Source organism: Paenibacillus sp. FSL H7-0737 (assembly GCF_000758545.1).
In the GTDB taxonomy this organism is placed as follows: Bacteria; Bacillota; Bacilli; order Paenibacillales; family Paenibacillaceae; genus Paenibacillus_AQ.
On sequence record NZ_CP009279.1, the window covers coordinates 5,824,907 to 5,840,557 of the forward strand.

Genomic DNA, 15,651 nt, shown 5'->3' on the forward strand with positions numbered 1-15,651 from the left:
ATCTCCAACTGTAGGTTTATCACTTTATAGCTACACTTAAGGCTTAACTGCGTTACGAATGGCTTCTACTTCAGAGGTTTCCATTCCCATCGCGTTATCTACTGTAATTTCTTTATTGATCAGATTTTGCTTCACTTCTTCAACTTTAGCCTGAAGATCGGCAGGGAAGATATTTTTATAGATCTCATTCTCTGCAATGCCTACACCATCATCTACAAAGCTCAACACATCACGTTTACCCATCTCAAGTGTACCGTCTTGTAATCTCTTCACGGCACCCAGAATAGCACTATCAATCTTTTTAATAGAAGAAGTAACGATCAAGTTTGCTTTTTCGCTATCTGTATCGTTAAGCAACATCGCCTGATCGGAGTCTACGCCGATAGCATATTTCTTCTTCTCCTTAGCTGCGTCAAAGATCCCAAGACCTGTACCCCCAGCCACGTTAAAAATAACATCCACACCGGAGTTATATTGAATCAGCGAAAGCTCCTTGCCCTTAGCCGGGTTAACGAAATCGCCAGCATATGATACAGCGACCTTCACATCAGGATCAACATATTGAGCGCCCTGAATGTAGCCTACCAAGAAAGCGTTAATTCCTGGAATATCCATGCCGCCTACAAAACCGATCACATTCTCAGGATTAGCATTTTCCATATCCGATTGTGTAGCTAGCGCCGCTACAGCACCTGCTAGAAAAGATACTTCATTTGTTGCATAAGACATGTTGTACATATTCTCTGGTGCTTCATCTATATCGGTATCATAGTTAATGAACTTTTTGTCAGGATATAATTCAGCCGTTGCATTAAACATCTCTGTAATTTCTGATCCGCCAGAAATAATAACATCCCAGTCCTCAGCGGCGATATCGTTAAACGTAGGCTCCCATTTCGTTTTATCGACACCCATTTCTACAACTTTTGTTTCTGCACCCAGTTCATCCTTAACCTTTTGCAAACCGCTATTCGCAGAGTCAAAGAAAGATTTATCTCCAAGCGTTCCTGGAATCAGAAGTACTACTTTGAGTTTATCCCCTGAACCTGTTTCTCCACCTTCAGCTGCGTTAGATCCTGCATTCGCGGAAGATCCATTACTCGACGTATTATTTCCACAGGCTGTGACCATTACCATTACTACTAGTAACAACAAAGAAAGAACTTTCTTTTTCATTTTTCTATTCCCCCTATTTATAGTTGGTTAGTAATTTGAGAGGTTCTCCTTCTTAGTCCGTTGTATATTTCACGATTTAGATGGAAACTCTCATTTTTCATGTAACATTGTCAAAATTTTAATGATTTTAACGAATACACTCAAAAAAAGAGATAAAATTATAATTTTTACGAATAATCCGACTAATTCCCGAACGAGATGGCCAGTCAGGTTGCTAATCTTCGGATTTCTTGATACGATCATATCAAATATTAATGAAAATAATTATATGATTTCGGTCATATTTTTGTACGATTCGGCTAAAACATAATTATTGGAGGGTCATCATGGATCGTGTTCTATATATTGTAAATGCAGCACATGAGGTTAATACCTATATTCCACCACACCAGCATGAATGTTATGAACTAGTCTATTATTTAAACGGCTTAGGAACTACCAATGTAGGTTCGCGAAGTTATCATTTTCGTTCTTCTTCATTCGCGCTGATACCACCCAATCATAAACATGATGAGAATCATCGCGAGGATGCTACTATACTATTTGTAGGCTTCCATTCAAATCACCCAAATATGGAGAATTTGCAAGGCGTATATGAAGATGATAAAGACCATACTGTTCTACAGATCTTGCTTCGAATGAAAGCAGAGTTTACGCGCAAACAAGATGGATTCTCTGAACTATTGAACCTGCAAATGAGCGAAATCACTGTTCATCTGATACGGCTTCTTAGTGCCTCTGGGTTTCAATCACCAACGGAAGACAGAGTCCAATATGTTCTAAACTATATGAATGAGCATTACCGCCATAAGCTATCGGTCGCAACACTTTCAGAGATGTCTGGATACAGCTATGATCGTTTCCGCCATTTATTTAAAGAACGATTCGGTTCTTCACCTCTGCGCTATCTACTATTGAAACGTCTGGATTATGCAAAGTCTCTCTTGCAACATACCCAAATGCATATCTCTGAAGTATCAGCTGCTGCTGGGTTTGTGAATGACGCCCAATTCTGCAATATGTTTAAACGTGAAATTGGTCTCACCCCACGAGCATTCCGACTAAGCAGTCAATAAAACAAAACTCCACACAAAAAGGCCGTTGATTAGAGACGCCTCTAATTCAACGGCTTAAGAATAAAAAGCTCAAAGACAAAGAAAAAAGGTTTGTAAAGTTGCTTATACAAGCGACTTTACAAACCTTTTTGATATACCGGCGAGAGGACTCGAACCTCCACGGTTTCCCTCTCGATTTTGAGTCGAGCGCGTCTGCCATTCCGCCACGCCGGCACATATGAAATTAATGGAGGCGCCACCCAGATTTGAACTGGGGATAAAGCTTTTGCAGAGCTTTGCCTTACCACTTGGCTATGGCGCCATATGAAAACTTTGGAGCGGACGACGGGAATCGAACCCGCGACCCTCGCCTTGGCAAGGCGATGCTCTACCGCTGAGCCACGTCCGCATAAAATGGCTGGGGATATAGGATTTGAACCTATGCATGACGGAGTCAAAGTCCGTTGCCTTACCGCTTGGCTAATCCCCAATAACATTTTAAAATAAAAGGGGCGACTGATGGGTCTCGAACCCACGAATGCCGGAACCACAATCCGGTGCGTTAACCACTTCGCCACAATCGCCATATTAAACTAATATTGTTGCTGTTCTTCTTAAAGTAAATGGGGCGACCGATGGGACTTGAACCCACGAATGCCGGATCCACAAACCGGTGCGTTAACCCCTTCGCCACGACCGCCATATTAAACTTTAGAGAAAGACTTTAGATAAAGATTGGCAGGGGCAGCAGGAATTGAACCCACACCAACGGTTTTGGAGACCGTTGTTCTACCTTTAAACTATGCCCCTAAAAAAAATGGTGGGGGATGATGGATTCGAACCACCGAACACGTACGTGAGCAGATTTACAGTCTGATGCGTTTGGCCACTTCGCTAATCCCCCAAAGATGGTGCCGGCGAGAGGACTTGAACCCCCAACCTACTGATTACAAGTCAGTTGCTCTACCAATTGAGCTACACCGGCATATTAAGTTGTATACTATATGGTGGCTCGAGACGGATTCGAACCGCCGACACGAGGATTTTCAGTCCTCTGCTCTACCGACTGAGCTATCGAGCCAAGGTAAAAATGGCGGAACCGACGAGATTCGAACTCGCGATCTCCTGCGTGACAGGCAGGCATGTTAGGCCAACTACACCACGGTTCCAAAAGATATAATTTCTTAATGAAAATTGGTTGCGGGGGCAGGATTTGAACCTGCGGCCTTCGGGTTATGAGCCCGACGAGCTACCGGGCTGCTCCACCCCGCGTCGTTCTTAAATGAATATGGTGGAGGCTGAGGGGATCGAACCCCCGACCCTCTGCTTGTAAGGCAGATGCTCTCCCAGCTGAGCTAAGCCTCCATAAACAACAATTGTTATTGTACCAAAGTCCACTATGTAAAATCAAGTGAAAATTTGGTGACCCGTATGGGATTCGAACCCATGTTACCTCCGTGAAAGGGAGGTGTCTTAACCCCTTGACCAACGGGCCATACTAAGTAAAATTTGTGGCGGAGAGAGAGGGATTCGAACCCTCGAGACGCTTGTGGCGCCTACACGATTTCCAATCGTGCTCCTTCGGCCAAACTCGGACACCTCTCCATATGGCTCCCCGAACAGGACTCGAACCTGTGACAACTCGATTAACAGTCGAGTGCTCTACCAACTGAGCTATCAGGGAATATTCATACCAGGCTTGATGCCTGAAAACTGAATCCGAATTGAATTTGCGTCTTAAGTGTAGGATAAGCCCTCGACCGATTAGTATTGGTCAGCTCCATGCATTACTGCACTTCCACCTCCAACCTATCTACCTCGTCGTCTTCAAGGGGTCTTACTAATTGGGAAATCTCATCTTGAGGGGGGCTTCACGCTTAGATGCTTTCAGCGCTTATCCCGTCCGTACGTAGCTACCCAGCCATGCTTCTGGCGAAACAACTGGTGCACCAGCGGTACGTCCATCCCGGTCCTCTCGTACTAAGGACAGCTCCTCTCAAATTTCCTGCGCCCACGACAGATAGGGACCGAACTGTCTCACGACGTTCTGAACCCAGCTCGCGTACCGCTTTAATGGGCGAACAGCCCAACCCTTGGGACCTACTTCAGCCCCAGGATGCGATGAGCCGACATCGAGGTGCCAAACCTCCCCGTCGATGTGGACTCTTGGGGGAGATAAGCCTGTTATCCCCAGGGTAGCTTTTATCCGTTGAGCGATGGCCCTTCCATGCGGTACCACCGGATCACTAAGTCCGACTTTCGTCCCTGCTCGACTTGTAGGTCTCGCAGTCAAGCTCCCTTATGCCTTTGCACTCTTCGAATGATTTCCAACCATTCTGAGGGAACCTTGGAACGCCTCCGTTACTCTTTAGGAGGCGACCGCCCCAGTCAAACTGCCCGCCTGACACGGTCCCCGTACCCGATTAGGGTACTAGGTTAGAACCTAGATACGATCAGGGTGGTATCCCAACGGCGCCTCCACCGAAGCTTGCGCTCCGATTTCTACGGCTCCCACCTATCCTGTACAGATCGTACCCAAATTCAATATCAAGCTGCAGTAAAGCTCCATGGGGTCTTTCCGTCTTGTCGCGGGTAACCTGCATCTTCACAGGTATTAAAATTTCACCGGATCTCTCGTTGAGACAGCGCCCAAGTCGTTACGCCATTCGTGCGGGTCAGAATTTACCTGACAAGGAATTTCGCTACCTTAGGACCGTTATAGTTACGGCCGCCGTTTACTGGGGCTTCGGTTCATAGCTTCGGGTTACCCCTAACCACTCCCCTTAACCTTCCAGCACCGGGCAGGCGTCAGCCCGTATACTTCGCCTTGCGGCTTCGCACAGACCTGTGTTTTTGCTAAACAGTCGCTTGGGCCTTTTCACTGCGGCCCCCTCGTGCTATTCACACTACCGGGGCACCCCTTCTCCCGAAGTTACGGGGTCATTTTGCCGAGTTCCTTAACGAGAGTTCTTCCGCGCGCCTTAGAATTCTCTTCTCGCCTACCTGTGTCGGTTTGCGGTACGGGCACCTTCTCCTGGCTAGAGGCTTTTCTTGGCAGTGTGAGATCATGACCTTCGCTACTACAATTTTCGCTCCCCATCACAGCCCAGCCTTAACGATGTGCGGATTTGCCTACACATCAGCCTCACTGCTTAGACGGACATATCCATCAGTCCGCGTCACTACCCTCCTGCGTCACCCCATCGCTCATAGCGGATTACGGTGGTACAGTAATTTCAAACTGTTGTCCTTCGACTACGCCTTTCGGCCTCGCCTTAGGTCCCGACTTACCCTGAGCGGACGAGCCTTCCTCAGGAAACCTTGGGCTTTCGGCGGATCAGATTCTCACTGATCTTTTCGTTACTCATACCGGCATTCTCACTTGTATGCTGTCCAGCGCTCCTTACGGTACACCTTCAACCCACATACAACGCTCCCCTACCCCAGATACATACGTATCTAGCCATAGCTTCGGTGGTGTGTTTAGCCCCGTTACATTTTCGGCGCAGAGTCACTCGACCAGTGAGCTATTACGCACTCTTTCAATGGTGGCTGCTTCTAAGCCAACATCCTGGTTGTCTGTGCAACTCCACATCCTTTCCCACTTAACACACACTTGGGGACCTTAGCTGATGGTCTGGGCTGTTTCCCTTTTGACAATGGATCTTAGCACTCACTGTCTGACTCCCGGCAATAAGTATATGGCATTCGGAGTTTGACTGAGCTTGGTAATCCTTGCGGACCCCGCACCCAATCAGTGCTCTACCTCCACTACTCTTATACCGAGGCTAGCCCTAAAGCTATTTCGGGGAGAACCAGCTATCTCCGAGTTCGATTGGAATTTCTCCGCTACCCCCACCTCATCCCCGCATTTTTCAACATGCGTGGGTTCGGGCCTCCAGTGCGTGTTACCGCACCTTCACCCTGGACAGGGGTAGATCACACGGTTTCGGGTCTACGTCCACATACTCAATCGCCCTATTCAGACTCGCTTTCGCTGCGGCTCCGTCTTCTCGACTTAACCTTGCATGTTAAACGTAACTCGCCGGTTCATTCTACAAAAGGCACGCCATCACCCATTAATAGGGCTCTGACTTTTTGTAAGCACACGGTTTCAGGTTCTATTTCACTCCCCTTCCGGGGTGCTTTTCACCTTTCCCTCACGGTACTGTTTCACTATCGGTCGCCAGGTAGTATTTAGCCTTAGCAGATGGTCCTGCTGGATTCATACGGGGTTTCACGTGCCCCGCACTACTCGGGATCCGTCTCGGAGAGAACACAGTTTAGGTTACAGGGCTTTTACCTCTATCGCGGGCCTTTCCAGACCTCTTCACCTACCATATTCCTTTGTAACTCCATGTGAGACGTCCCACAACCCCTAAGAGCAAGCTCTTAGGTTTAGGCTGTTCCGCGTTCGCTCGCCGCTACTGACGGAATCACTATTGTTTTCTCTTCCTCAGGGTACTTAGATGTTTCAGTTCCCCTGGTCTGCCTCTACATCTCCTATGTGTTCAGAGATGAGTAACTGCGAATTACCACAGCTGGGTTTCCCCATTCGGACACCCCCGGATCAAAGCTTGCTTACAGCTCCCCGAGGCAGTTTCGTTGTTCGCCACGTCCTTCGTCGGCTCCTGGCGCCTAGGCATCCTCCGTGTGCTCTTATTAGCTTAACCTTGATTTTTCCTAAGAAAAATCTCACTAATAACATTTACTTGTTTGCACAAGTTGCTAAAAGATGTTCTAAAACGCAAATTCGTTTCGGTATCCAGTTTTCAAGGATCAAGTCTTATTTGAGAGCTTAAACTCTCAAAACTGAGCAACGAGTGAGTTGTGGAAGCTTAGCTTCCGATTTGAATGTCTTCATTGCAGAAGACGATTCTCCATAGAAAGGAGGTGATCCAGCCGCACCTTCCGATACGGCTACCTTGTTACGACTTCACCCCAATCATCTACCCCACCTTCGGCGGCTGGCTCCCTTGCGGGTTACCCCACCGACTTCGGGTGTTGTAAACTCTCGTGGTGTGACGGGCGGTGTGTACAAGACCCGGGAACGTATTCACCGCGGCATGCTGATCCGCGATTACTAGCAATTCCGACTTCATGCAGGCGAGTTGCAGCCTGCAATCCGAACTGAGACCGGCTTTGATGGGATTGGCTTCACCTCGCGGCTTCGCTTCCCGTTGTACCGGCCATTGTAGTACGTGTGTAGCCCAGGTCATAAGGGGCATGATGATTTGACGTCATCCCCACCTTCCTCCGGTTTGTCACCGGCAGTCACTCTAGAGTGCCCAACATTACTTGCTGGCAACTAAAGTTAAGGGTTGCGCTCGTTGCGGGACTTAACCCAACATCTCACGACACGAGCTGACGACAACCATGCACCACCTGTCTCCTCTGTCCCGAAGGCCGCCACTATCTCTAGTGGATTCAGAGGGATGTCAAGACCTGGTAAGGTTCTTCGCGTTGCTTCGAATTAAACCACATACTCCACTGCTTGTGCGGGTCCCCGTCAATTCCTTTGAGTTTCAGTCTTGCGACCGTACTCCCCAGGCGGAGTGCTTACTGTGTTAACTTCGGCACCAAGGGTATCGAAACCCCTAACACCTAGCACTCATCGTTTACGGCGTGGACTACCAGGGTATCTAATCCTGTTTGCTCCCCACGCTTTCGCGCCTCAGCGTCAGTTACAGCCCAGAAAGTCGCCTTCGCCACTGGTGTTCCTCCACATATCTACGCATTTCACCGCTACACGTGGAATTCCACTTTCCTCTTCTGTACTCAAGTCACCCAGTTTCCAGTGCGACCTCAGGTTGAGCCCAAGGTTTAAACACCAGACTTAAATGACCGCCTGCGCGCGCTTTACGCCCAATAATTCCGGACAACGCTTGCCCCCTACGTATTACCGCGGCTGCTGGCACGTAGTTAGCCGGGGCTTTCTTCTCAGGTACCGTCACTCCGATAGCAGTTACTCTACCGGACGTTCTTCCCTGGCAACAGAGCTTTACGATCCGAAAACCTTCATCACTCACGCGGCGTTGCTCCGTCAGACTTTCGTCCATTGCGGAAGATTCCCTACTGCTGCCTCCCGTAGGAGTCTGGGCCGTGTCTCAGTCCCAGTGTGGCCGTTCACCCTCTCAGGTCGGCTACGCATCGTCGCCTTGGTGGGCCGTTACCCCACCAACTAGCTAATGCGCCGCAGGCCCATCCCTCAGTGACAGATTGCTCCGTCTTTCATTCTTTCTTCAGGAGAAAAAAGAAATTATCCGGTATTAGCTACCGTTTCCGGTAGTTATCCCAGTCTAAGGGGCAGGTTGCCTACGTGTTACTCACCCGTCCGCCGCTAAATCATTTTGAAAGCAAGCTTTCAAAATGATTCCGCTCGACTTGCATGTATTAGGCACGCCGCCAGCGTTCGTCCTGAGCCAGGATCAAACTCTCCAATTAGTATTGAAAAGAGCGATATGCTCATTTTGAAACATCTGACGAGAAAATTAATTCTCTAATTTTGGATTTCACTTTCGTGATTTCCTACTCACTCGTTGTTCAGTTTTCAAAGATCAATCTGTTTATTTCGTCGTTGTGTTGTTCAGCAGCGACCTTCATAATATATCACATCGTCCTCGTTTTAGTCAACCTTTTTTTTAATTTCTTTTTTCGGTTGTCTTTCGAATGTTTTCGAAAGCACATCTCTGTGTCAGAGGGACGAGTTATAATTTAACACATGAACTAGGAAAGAGTCAACCATAAATTTATTAGAATAAATATGAGCGCATCATAATAGCGAGCAAACAAAAAAGAGAGTGCTCAGCCTCTCCCTATCCCTACTTATTTTATCTATAGATTACCGGCAAATCCTGCATCTAATTTCTTCTTTATAAGGTATATCGGATCGCATGCCCCTCTCCCCCATGACCGTCAGCCCATAAAGTAATCTCACGGATTAGCGAACGAGAAACAAGCTTTCGTAAAACTAGGGGCAACTCAGCCTCTAATTGACACAGGCCAGAATGCTGTAGTAATTCTTTTATACTCCATGCTTCCTTACGACTATTCAGAATATTGAAAAGCAATGCACAACAATCCGTCATTTTGGACATGATCCCAAATTCACAGGCTAGAAGAACAAGCTCTACTCTTTGCTCTAAGGTCTCCGTGCTGATGGTTAGTTCCTCATATAGTTTATGGACCGAAGTGTTCATACTTTTAACCTGCTCCCAAACAGCCGGCTCTGGAAATGAACCAGACTCACTCACTTCTATTCTTGCCCAATGATATAGAGCCATCAATACACAGTTATACGCATCCATAATGTAGCCAGCTTCTATATATCGTTTAGATTTCACATACAAATGCAAGAATCGCGCAAACTCCATGAACTCAACTCGTTCCTTAAGAGGCCCTTCAAATTGTAAAATCTCCCGGCGCATATCCCCTAGTATTCCTTTGGGATCCCAGATCACTTCCCCAATCATCAAACTAGTAAGGAGCTCGTTATTATCTCCCGCCATGACAGCCCGCTCCAAAGCGGAAAGGCCAATATGGACTGACTGGGTCCGTGTGTCACCGGCAATGGTGTGGCGAACAATATGTTCTAAATCCTGTTCCTCATGTAAAACTAACACAACCATATCAAAATCGTGAAGTAGCGCGCTTTGAAAAGGAGTACTCCCTTTCTGCCGCAAAGCGACAGCTCCTAAAACATTTTCTTCAAACGTTTCTCCACTCAACAAAGTTACATTGGATAATTCCATGCTTCCCTCCATTAAATTTGGCGAATTTGCGTCCAGTCAGTTATAATTCAGTTATAATTATTATTCTACATATGAAAGACAGTTCCTTCTGGACAACCCAACTATATTTAGTTAGGAGCAAACACTCATGAAGTTTAAAACGGCTAAGATCAACGCTTTTCGCACATGGGGATTACTGCTCACAATGCTCGGAATGGGACTTATGGTTTTGGGTACAGCAGGCATCGTATTCTGGGGATCGACTGGGAAAGTATTCGCTGGAATCGGACTTGTAATCGGTTTAATTTCCATGATGGCAAGTCTTGCGATCTATTTCTGGGCTGGCATGCTCTCAACGAGTGCAGTTCAGCTAGAGTGCCCTGAGTGTCACAAGCTGACCAAGATGCTCGGTAAAACAGACCGCTGTATGTTCTGCCACACTATTCTTACTATGGATCCGGCCGAGGCCACTATTACTGCAGATCAGCTTGAGCATCAGCAACTAAACCACTAAACACACCTTACAGAGGCTCATTACTAACTAGTTAAAATGCACTCAAATATTTGCTAATACAACAAAGAGGCCCCCGATATGGGAGCCTCTTTGTTTGTTATAAATGAAATTATGATTACTTATGAATCTCTTGTAATGCTTCCCATGCTGATGGATTGCTAAAACTGCGATTCCATGATCCGATGCCTCCAAGCCCCATGGACTTAGCAAGCTCAACTCTTGATTTTAAGCTCACCTTATCTTCTATCCATATTTTCTTAAGAGCTCCATCTTCCTTGTACTCTACGTAATTCTGCCCAGCAGCCTTATCAAATGTAGGAGTTAGCTTCTTCTCTTTGATAATTTTTTCAACGGCATTCATACTTACGGATTTGGAGCTTACCTTTGTCTTGCCATCTACTTGAGCCTCAGTCCAGATGCGGGTGTACAATGGGATCCCCAAAATCACCTTCTCAGGCGGTACATTGTCTTCCTCTATGATCCGGCTTATTGAATTCTCTACCCAAGGTAAGGAGGCAACAGAGCCCGCGATAGGGCTAGCTGCCCAATGTTCATCATAAGCCATCACGATTAGATAATCGACTAATGTCCCAAGAGCCTTACGATCAAGAAATGCTGACCACATCTCGCTATTAGATTTAGGTGTCACGTCTATGGAGACGATTAGATTCTTAGCCTGAGCCATCGGTTTTAGCTCTCTCATAAATTGAGTGACATTCTCTCCGTCTTTCGTATACACATTCTCAAAATCGATATTAATTCCATCCAAATTGTATAAATCCGAATATTCTAAGATTTGTACGATTGCATTCATCCGTTTCTCATAGCTGGACAATGCCTCAGTAGTCATGTCTGGATCGAAGCTATTGCTAAGCAACCCCCATACCTCTAACCCGCGCCCATGCGCCCACTGCACATACGCACTGTCGGCCTGACTGCGCACATTGCCATCGCCATCTATAATACTAAACCAGGTTGGGCTAGCCACGTTAACGCCTGGTAGCTCACCGAAGGTTTCTGGGTTAGGTTTGCGTTGGTAAACAGCCTCCCAATACAAATTCACTGACTTCCCTTTCCAGTTACGTTCAGCGCGTGTTGGCGTGGATTTTTTCGGTTCCACTGTCTTTTGACCATCCCGAACAATGTCACTTGCCTTGGCATAACCTGCATAACCGCTGCTTAATTGTACAAACAGCCAGTCCTTATTTTCTTCATTCCAAATATTCACGACTGCCCCAGGAGACATATCCGCAACTATAGGTGCGTGGATGGATGCCTCATTTCGTAGAGCTACAGCCTTGTCGCCTTTTTCACCTTTAACTTTTCCTAGCGAGACAGACTCTCCTGCCGTCATTAGTAGTATTGCTCCGGTATTTGTATCCTCCTGTATTTCAAACCCATATAGATCTTCTAATACATCCGCAGGAAGGTAGGTCACTTTCTCCTTTACTTCAGGTGCTAACCGCAGTTGCAGCGGACGATTGTTCAGACTAGCATCAGTCTTATCCTCCTGCATGTAAAGAAGCTCACTATCCGTTGATAAGATGACCGATTTCGTCTTCTCTTCATAACGAATGGAAGGATCCACATACTCTTGCAACAATGGTAATGGTAATAGCATGCTATCCCCAGTCCCCGAGGCAGAATAACCTGTATGCTCTCCTTTTACAAAGATGGGATGCGCTTGAGCTTTCCAATCTACATCTATGTGCTGACGATTTGGCAATACATAAAACACTACCCAATATGCTGCTGCTACAATGATTAAAAGTCCAAATAACCGCCTAAAAAAACCTCCGCGCTTTTTGACGCGCCTCTGTCCCAGTCTTCTGTCCAAAATATATCCTCCAGATAATAATATGATTTTTAATAGAGTCTAACATTACGATTATAACATCCACTTGGTTTCGTATAACCAGTAGAAAATAGTCATTTATCCTACAAATTGTTATATTCAAGAAGAAATGACGTTGTCGTTCTTATATTTGTAAAAAAATAAAAACGTGAGTCCTCCGCTTTCGGATTTCGCACGTTTAGTGATAACTTGGTAGATCGCCTTGATACCGTTCTATTCTAGTCTTAATGCTGCTTCTCTCTACAACTTTTGCAAAATCCATGCAGCTCCATACGCAATCCTGTAATCTTAAAGCCTGTAGCTTGCTCAGCATGCAGCTCTACATCCCTAAGCGAAGGATAACTGAAATCCTCAATCTTACCGCATTTCTGACATATAACATGATAATGATCAGACACATTGGCATCAAAACGGCTGGAGCTATCCCCATAGGTCAACTCACGAACCATGCCAGCTTCCATAAACATCTTGAGATTATTATATACGGTTGCCACGCTCATGCTCGGAAATTTAGGCTCTAATGCCCGATATATATCGTCAGCTGTAGGATGATTCATTGCTTCCATCAAATACGTAAGAATCGCATGACGCTGGGGCGTTATACGGACACCTGTTGTTTTTAATTGTTCCAATGCATGTTGTACGCCACTCCCCATGACTGTCACCGCCTTTTAAATTTAAAAATAAAAGAAATATTTCTTATAATTGTAAGACTGGGTTTTCAATCTTGTCAACGAAGTCGATACATTATATTCATTATTATATAAGAAAAATTACTTTTTTCAATAACCTCTCACATTTAAGTTGCTGTTTCCCTCAACCTGAATCTTGAACTCACCTGTGCCCACTTCACCAGATATCTTCTTTTTATCAATGGTTAAGGTAGGTAAATCTGAAATAATATCGCCATATCCACTTGAGCCATTCAACTTATAGTTCCCTAACTGCGGCAAATGCAATTGAATATCGCCAACTGCACTATAAATGTCCCAGTCTCCTCCGACTTCATGTGAACGAACATCAATGATGCCATTCAAGGATTCTGCATGCAGCTTCGATCTGGCTCCATCAATCTCTAAATTACCATTTTTGCTAGAAATATCGATCTCGGCTTCATTCCCGGTTGCACCGATATTGCCAACTGCCGTTGATAATTTCAAGGCTCCTGTGACATTCCAAGCATTCATATTGCCACCGCTCGTTGATAAATCAACGCTGCCCTGGACGGATCTCGCACGCACAGCTCCATTCAGTGTTTTCCCTTTCACATTACCAAAGATACGATGAAGAATAAGTTCTCCATTCCCCGTTTCCAGCGAAATATCTTCGATCGCTTCTATGTTCTGCAGGGTGATCCCACCATTCATAGTGCGAACATCGAGATTAAACCGGCGGTCTTCCGGCAAAGAAATGTCCAAATCCATCCGCGGCTGACGCTTACCTGATTCTCCGTACGCCTTGCTGTTTGAAGTGATTTTTATAGTTGGTCCTTCAACAACATCCACAAAGGACTGTTCCGAAATGGCCTCAGCCATCGGACCTTCCAATTGATCTACCCAAACTGTAGTAGTAATTTGAATATTATCTACGGGAGCCCGATGCAATAAAATATCCCCATTAATACCATCAACGGATATTTTGGCTGTATTTAACTTCACTGGAACAATAAGCGGAGCCTTCTGAAATTTACTTCCCTTCGCCTCGCCATAGTCGACTGCAGCTGCAGTAAGATTGAGACTCACATTTTTCCACAGATATAAGTAATGTTCTTGTTCGGCAACGATAAACACACTCGCAGCAAGCAATATAGCAGATAAAAGGCCGCGTAAATCCAATCTGATTCTTGTTCCCTTTTGTACAGAGCCTGAACGACCAGAGAAGAAATACATGAACAGGAACTCAATCCCCCATAACACTGGGATGACCGGCCACCACTTCAAGAGTAAAAGCATATAATCCGACCCGTCTCTCCAATCCAGAAACAACGGGATGGCCATAGCAATAAGCAAGACCGATGCCGTATATCTTCCTACACGCCGGTTATGAGACTCATTTTTCTTGCGCGAAACGATTCCTCTGACAATTTCTCTCGCTCCTACATATATACCACCACATAATAAAACTGCAGACACGGCCACTTCGGAGTAATGCTCAATAAAAAATTGCAGCCATGCTGGCTTTTGGCGAAACAGAATGAGAAGCGCTCCCCCTAAAAGAAGTAGAAATCCAAAGGATACACCAGGTTCACTGACGATACTACGACGCTTAGGAGGTGAAGTTATTTTTGCCACAGAATCATCAAGCTCTTGATCTTCAGGGTAACGGAGAATCTTGTCTGCTGATTGCAGTACATCATACACATTATAGAAATATATCGCCGGAATAATTAGTGCAAGTAAAATAAGCAACGGAACATTAATCTGCATTCCAATGGATGAGAAATAAATTAAAGCTGAGATATCCAATAGTATCAAGAAGATAAAGGTAATTCCTTTGCGGAGAAGCCCAAAGTATAAGTGCCCAGTTCCTGGGATGAGAGCTGCCAATAGTCCAGCGATAAATTTGCGTTTGCGGCGGCGCCGTTTTGGACGTGGAGGGATTATCTTCTTCTGAATCTCACTCTCCGTAGTCTCAAGATCGGCTGAACCCCGCTGCTCTTCCTGCGCTGAGAGTATTGCAGAATCATTTGTCATATCTCGGCTCCTCCTTTCGTAAACATGGGTCTGTGTATATGCTTCTTCAAAGTGAACCACTCCGATAAAAATCAATCAATTCCACACCGGGAGCAACTTCCTGCGATCCCATCGGTACAAAACCATGCTTGCTGTACAAAGAAACGGCAGGCAGGTTTAGCTTCCCCGTAGATACGATGTATTGCTCCATCCCTGAAAAATGTTCAAATACATATTCCAAGAGATTGCTTGCAATACCTCTGCGGAAAAAGTCCGGTCCCACCATCATCCGCGTAATCGTGAGTTTGCCCGGGGATTCTTCTTCTATAGCAATAGCACCCATCAGTTCTTCATCTTCATCAAAGCAGCCGTAAAAATCCTCTTTAGAGTGGCTGAGCATCTCTCTCGTCTCCATAAGCGGCGGGATCTCACGAAACCCTATTAACTCCGCTTCTAGCCGGTAGGCCTTATGCTGGAGGCTCCATAGTTCATTAACGGTACTATCATCCTGGAGGTTTAGCTTAATAATTGTATTCATCCCTGTTAGTCCCCTTATATGCCGCTAAGGGCCTGCCGTTGCCGACAAGCCCTTAGCTTATTACATAAGTATATTACCCCAAGTATAAACAACGTTATCGACTACTAAAGA

Annotated in this window: 8 protein-coding genes, 16 tRNA genes and 2 rRNA genes; 2 read left to right on the plus strand and 24 right to left on the minus strand. The window is 45.9% G+C overall.

From position 1 onward, the window contains the following. Positions 1–36: 36 nt before the first annotated feature. Positions 37–1,176, minus strand: a complete 1,140-nt coding sequence (locus tag H70737_RS25360; protein ID WP_042191789.1) for a BMP family ABC transporter substrate-binding protein — start codon at positions 1,174–1,176, stop codon at positions 37–39. Between the two features lie 326 nt (positions 1,177–1,502). Between H70737_RS25360 and H70737_RS25365 the strand changes: the two genes are divergently transcribed. Beyond that, entirely contained in the window at positions 1,503–2,252 is a 750-nt protein-coding gene (locus H70737_RS25365) for an AraC family transcriptional regulator (RefSeq protein WP_042191790.1), read from the plus strand. A gap of 134 nt (positions 2,253–2,386) precedes the next feature. Here H70737_RS25365 and H70737_RS25370 read toward each other — a convergent pair. The 19 genes from H70737_RS25370 to H70737_RS25460 all read right to left on the minus strand — a co-directional run bounded on the left by H70737_RS25370 (position 2,387) and on the right by H70737_RS25460 (position 9,982). After that, positions 2,387–2,465 (minus strand) — tRNA-Leu (locus tag H70737_RS25370). A gap of 14 nt (positions 2,466–2,479) precedes the next feature. Then, positions 2,480–2,553, minus strand: a tRNA-Cys gene (locus H70737_RS25375). Positions 2,554–2,565: 12 nt separating this feature from the next. Then, positions 2,566–2,640 (minus strand) — tRNA-Gly (locus H70737_RS25380). A gap of 6 nt (positions 2,641–2,646) precedes the next feature. Beyond that, a tRNA-Gln gene (locus tag H70737_RS25385) sits at positions 2,647–2,721 on the minus strand. 21 nt (positions 2,722–2,742) lie between these two features. Continuing rightward, positions 2,743–2,815: transfer RNA gene (locus H70737_RS25390), tRNA-His, on the minus strand. 40 nt (positions 2,816–2,855) lie between these two features. Further along, positions 2,856–2,931, minus strand: a tRNA-His gene (locus H70737_RS25395). Between the two features lie 36 nt (positions 2,932–2,967). Continuing rightward, positions 2,968–3,041, minus strand: a tRNA-Trp gene (locus H70737_RS25400). Between the two features lie 8 nt (positions 3,042–3,049). Continuing rightward, a tRNA-Tyr gene (locus tag H70737_RS25405) sits at positions 3,050–3,135 on the minus strand. A 5-nt stretch (positions 3,136–3,140) separates the two neighbouring features. Then, a tRNA-Thr gene (locus H70737_RS25410) sits at positions 3,141–3,216 on the minus strand. A 20-nt stretch (positions 3,217–3,236) separates the two neighbouring features. Beyond that, a tRNA-Phe gene (locus H70737_RS25415) sits at positions 3,237–3,312 on the minus strand. A gap of 10 nt (positions 3,313–3,322) precedes the next feature. Further along, positions 3,323–3,400: transfer RNA gene (locus tag H70737_RS25420), tRNA-Asp, on the minus strand. Positions 3,401–3,426: 26 nt separating this feature from the next. Further along, positions 3,427–3,503 (minus strand) — tRNA-Met (locus H70737_RS25425). Between the two features lie 17 nt (positions 3,504–3,520). Next, positions 3,521–3,596 (minus strand) — tRNA-Val (locus H70737_RS25430). Positions 3,597–3,651: 55 nt separating this feature from the next. Further along, a tRNA-Glu gene (locus H70737_RS25435) sits at positions 3,652–3,726 on the minus strand. Between the two features lie 17 nt (positions 3,727–3,743). Beyond that, positions 3,744–3,836, minus strand: a tRNA-Ser gene (locus H70737_RS25440). A 3-nt stretch (positions 3,837–3,839) separates the two neighbouring features. Continuing rightward, positions 3,840–3,915: transfer RNA gene (locus H70737_RS25445), tRNA-Asn, on the minus strand. Positions 3,916–3,975: 60 nt separating this feature from the next. Beyond that, a 23S ribosomal RNA gene (locus H70737_RS25450) occupies positions 3,976–6,904 on the minus strand. A gap of 213 nt (positions 6,905–7,117) precedes the next feature. Then, positions 7,118–8,675, minus strand: a 16S ribosomal RNA gene (locus H70737_RS25455). The 16S and 23S rRNA genes sit together here with 16 tRNA genes alongside, the layout of an rRNA operon. Before the next feature lie 428 nt (positions 8,676–9,103). Then, positions 9,104–9,982, minus strand: coding sequence for a nucleotidyltransferase-like protein (locus H70737_RS25460; RefSeq protein ID WP_042191792.1), 879 nt, complete (start codon positions 9,980–9,982; stop codon positions 9,104–9,106). 127 nt (positions 9,983–10,109) lie between these two features. Here H70737_RS25460 and H70737_RS25465 point away from each other — a divergent pair, with 127 nt between their 5' ends. Continuing rightward, positions 10,110–10,475 carry a DUF2614 family zinc ribbon-containing protein gene (locus H70737_RS25465; RefSeq protein WP_042191795.1) on the plus strand — a complete coding sequence of 122 codons (366 nt, stop codon included), beginning with the start codon at positions 10,110–10,112 and terminating at the stop codon, positions 10,473–10,475. 115 nt (positions 10,476–10,590) lie between these two features. Here the strand turns inward: H70737_RS25465 and H70737_RS25470 are convergent, their stop codons facing one another. The 4 genes from H70737_RS25470 to H70737_RS25485 all read right to left on the minus strand — a co-directional run bounded on the left by H70737_RS25470 (position 10,591) and on the right by H70737_RS25485 (position 15,540). Then, positions 10,591–12,312 (minus strand): glycosyl hydrolase family 18 protein, encoded by a 1,722-nt coding sequence (locus tag H70737_RS25470; RefSeq protein WP_042191797.1) that lies wholly within the window; start codon positions 12,310–12,312, stop codon positions 10,591–10,593. 242 nt (positions 12,313–12,554) lie between these two features. Then, positions 12,555–12,986, minus strand: coding sequence for a Fur family transcriptional regulator (locus tag H70737_RS25475; RefSeq protein ID WP_042191799.1), 432 nt, complete (start codon positions 12,984–12,986; stop codon positions 12,555–12,557). A 126-nt stretch (positions 12,987–13,112) separates the two neighbouring features. Beyond that, the gene (locus H70737_RS31390; protein ID WP_231573346.1) at positions 13,113–15,023 is read right to left on the minus strand and encodes a DUF4097 family beta strand repeat-containing protein; all 1,911 of its coding nucleotides are present in this window, start codon (positions 15,021–15,023) and stop codon (positions 13,113–13,115) included. 46 nt (positions 15,024–15,069) lie between these two features. After that, complete coding sequence (locus H70737_RS25485; protein ID WP_042191801.1) at positions 15,070–15,540, minus strand: GNAT family N-acetyltransferase; 471 nt, start codon at positions 15,538–15,540, stop codon at positions 15,070–15,072. Positions 15,541–15,651: the final 111 nt, after the last annotated feature.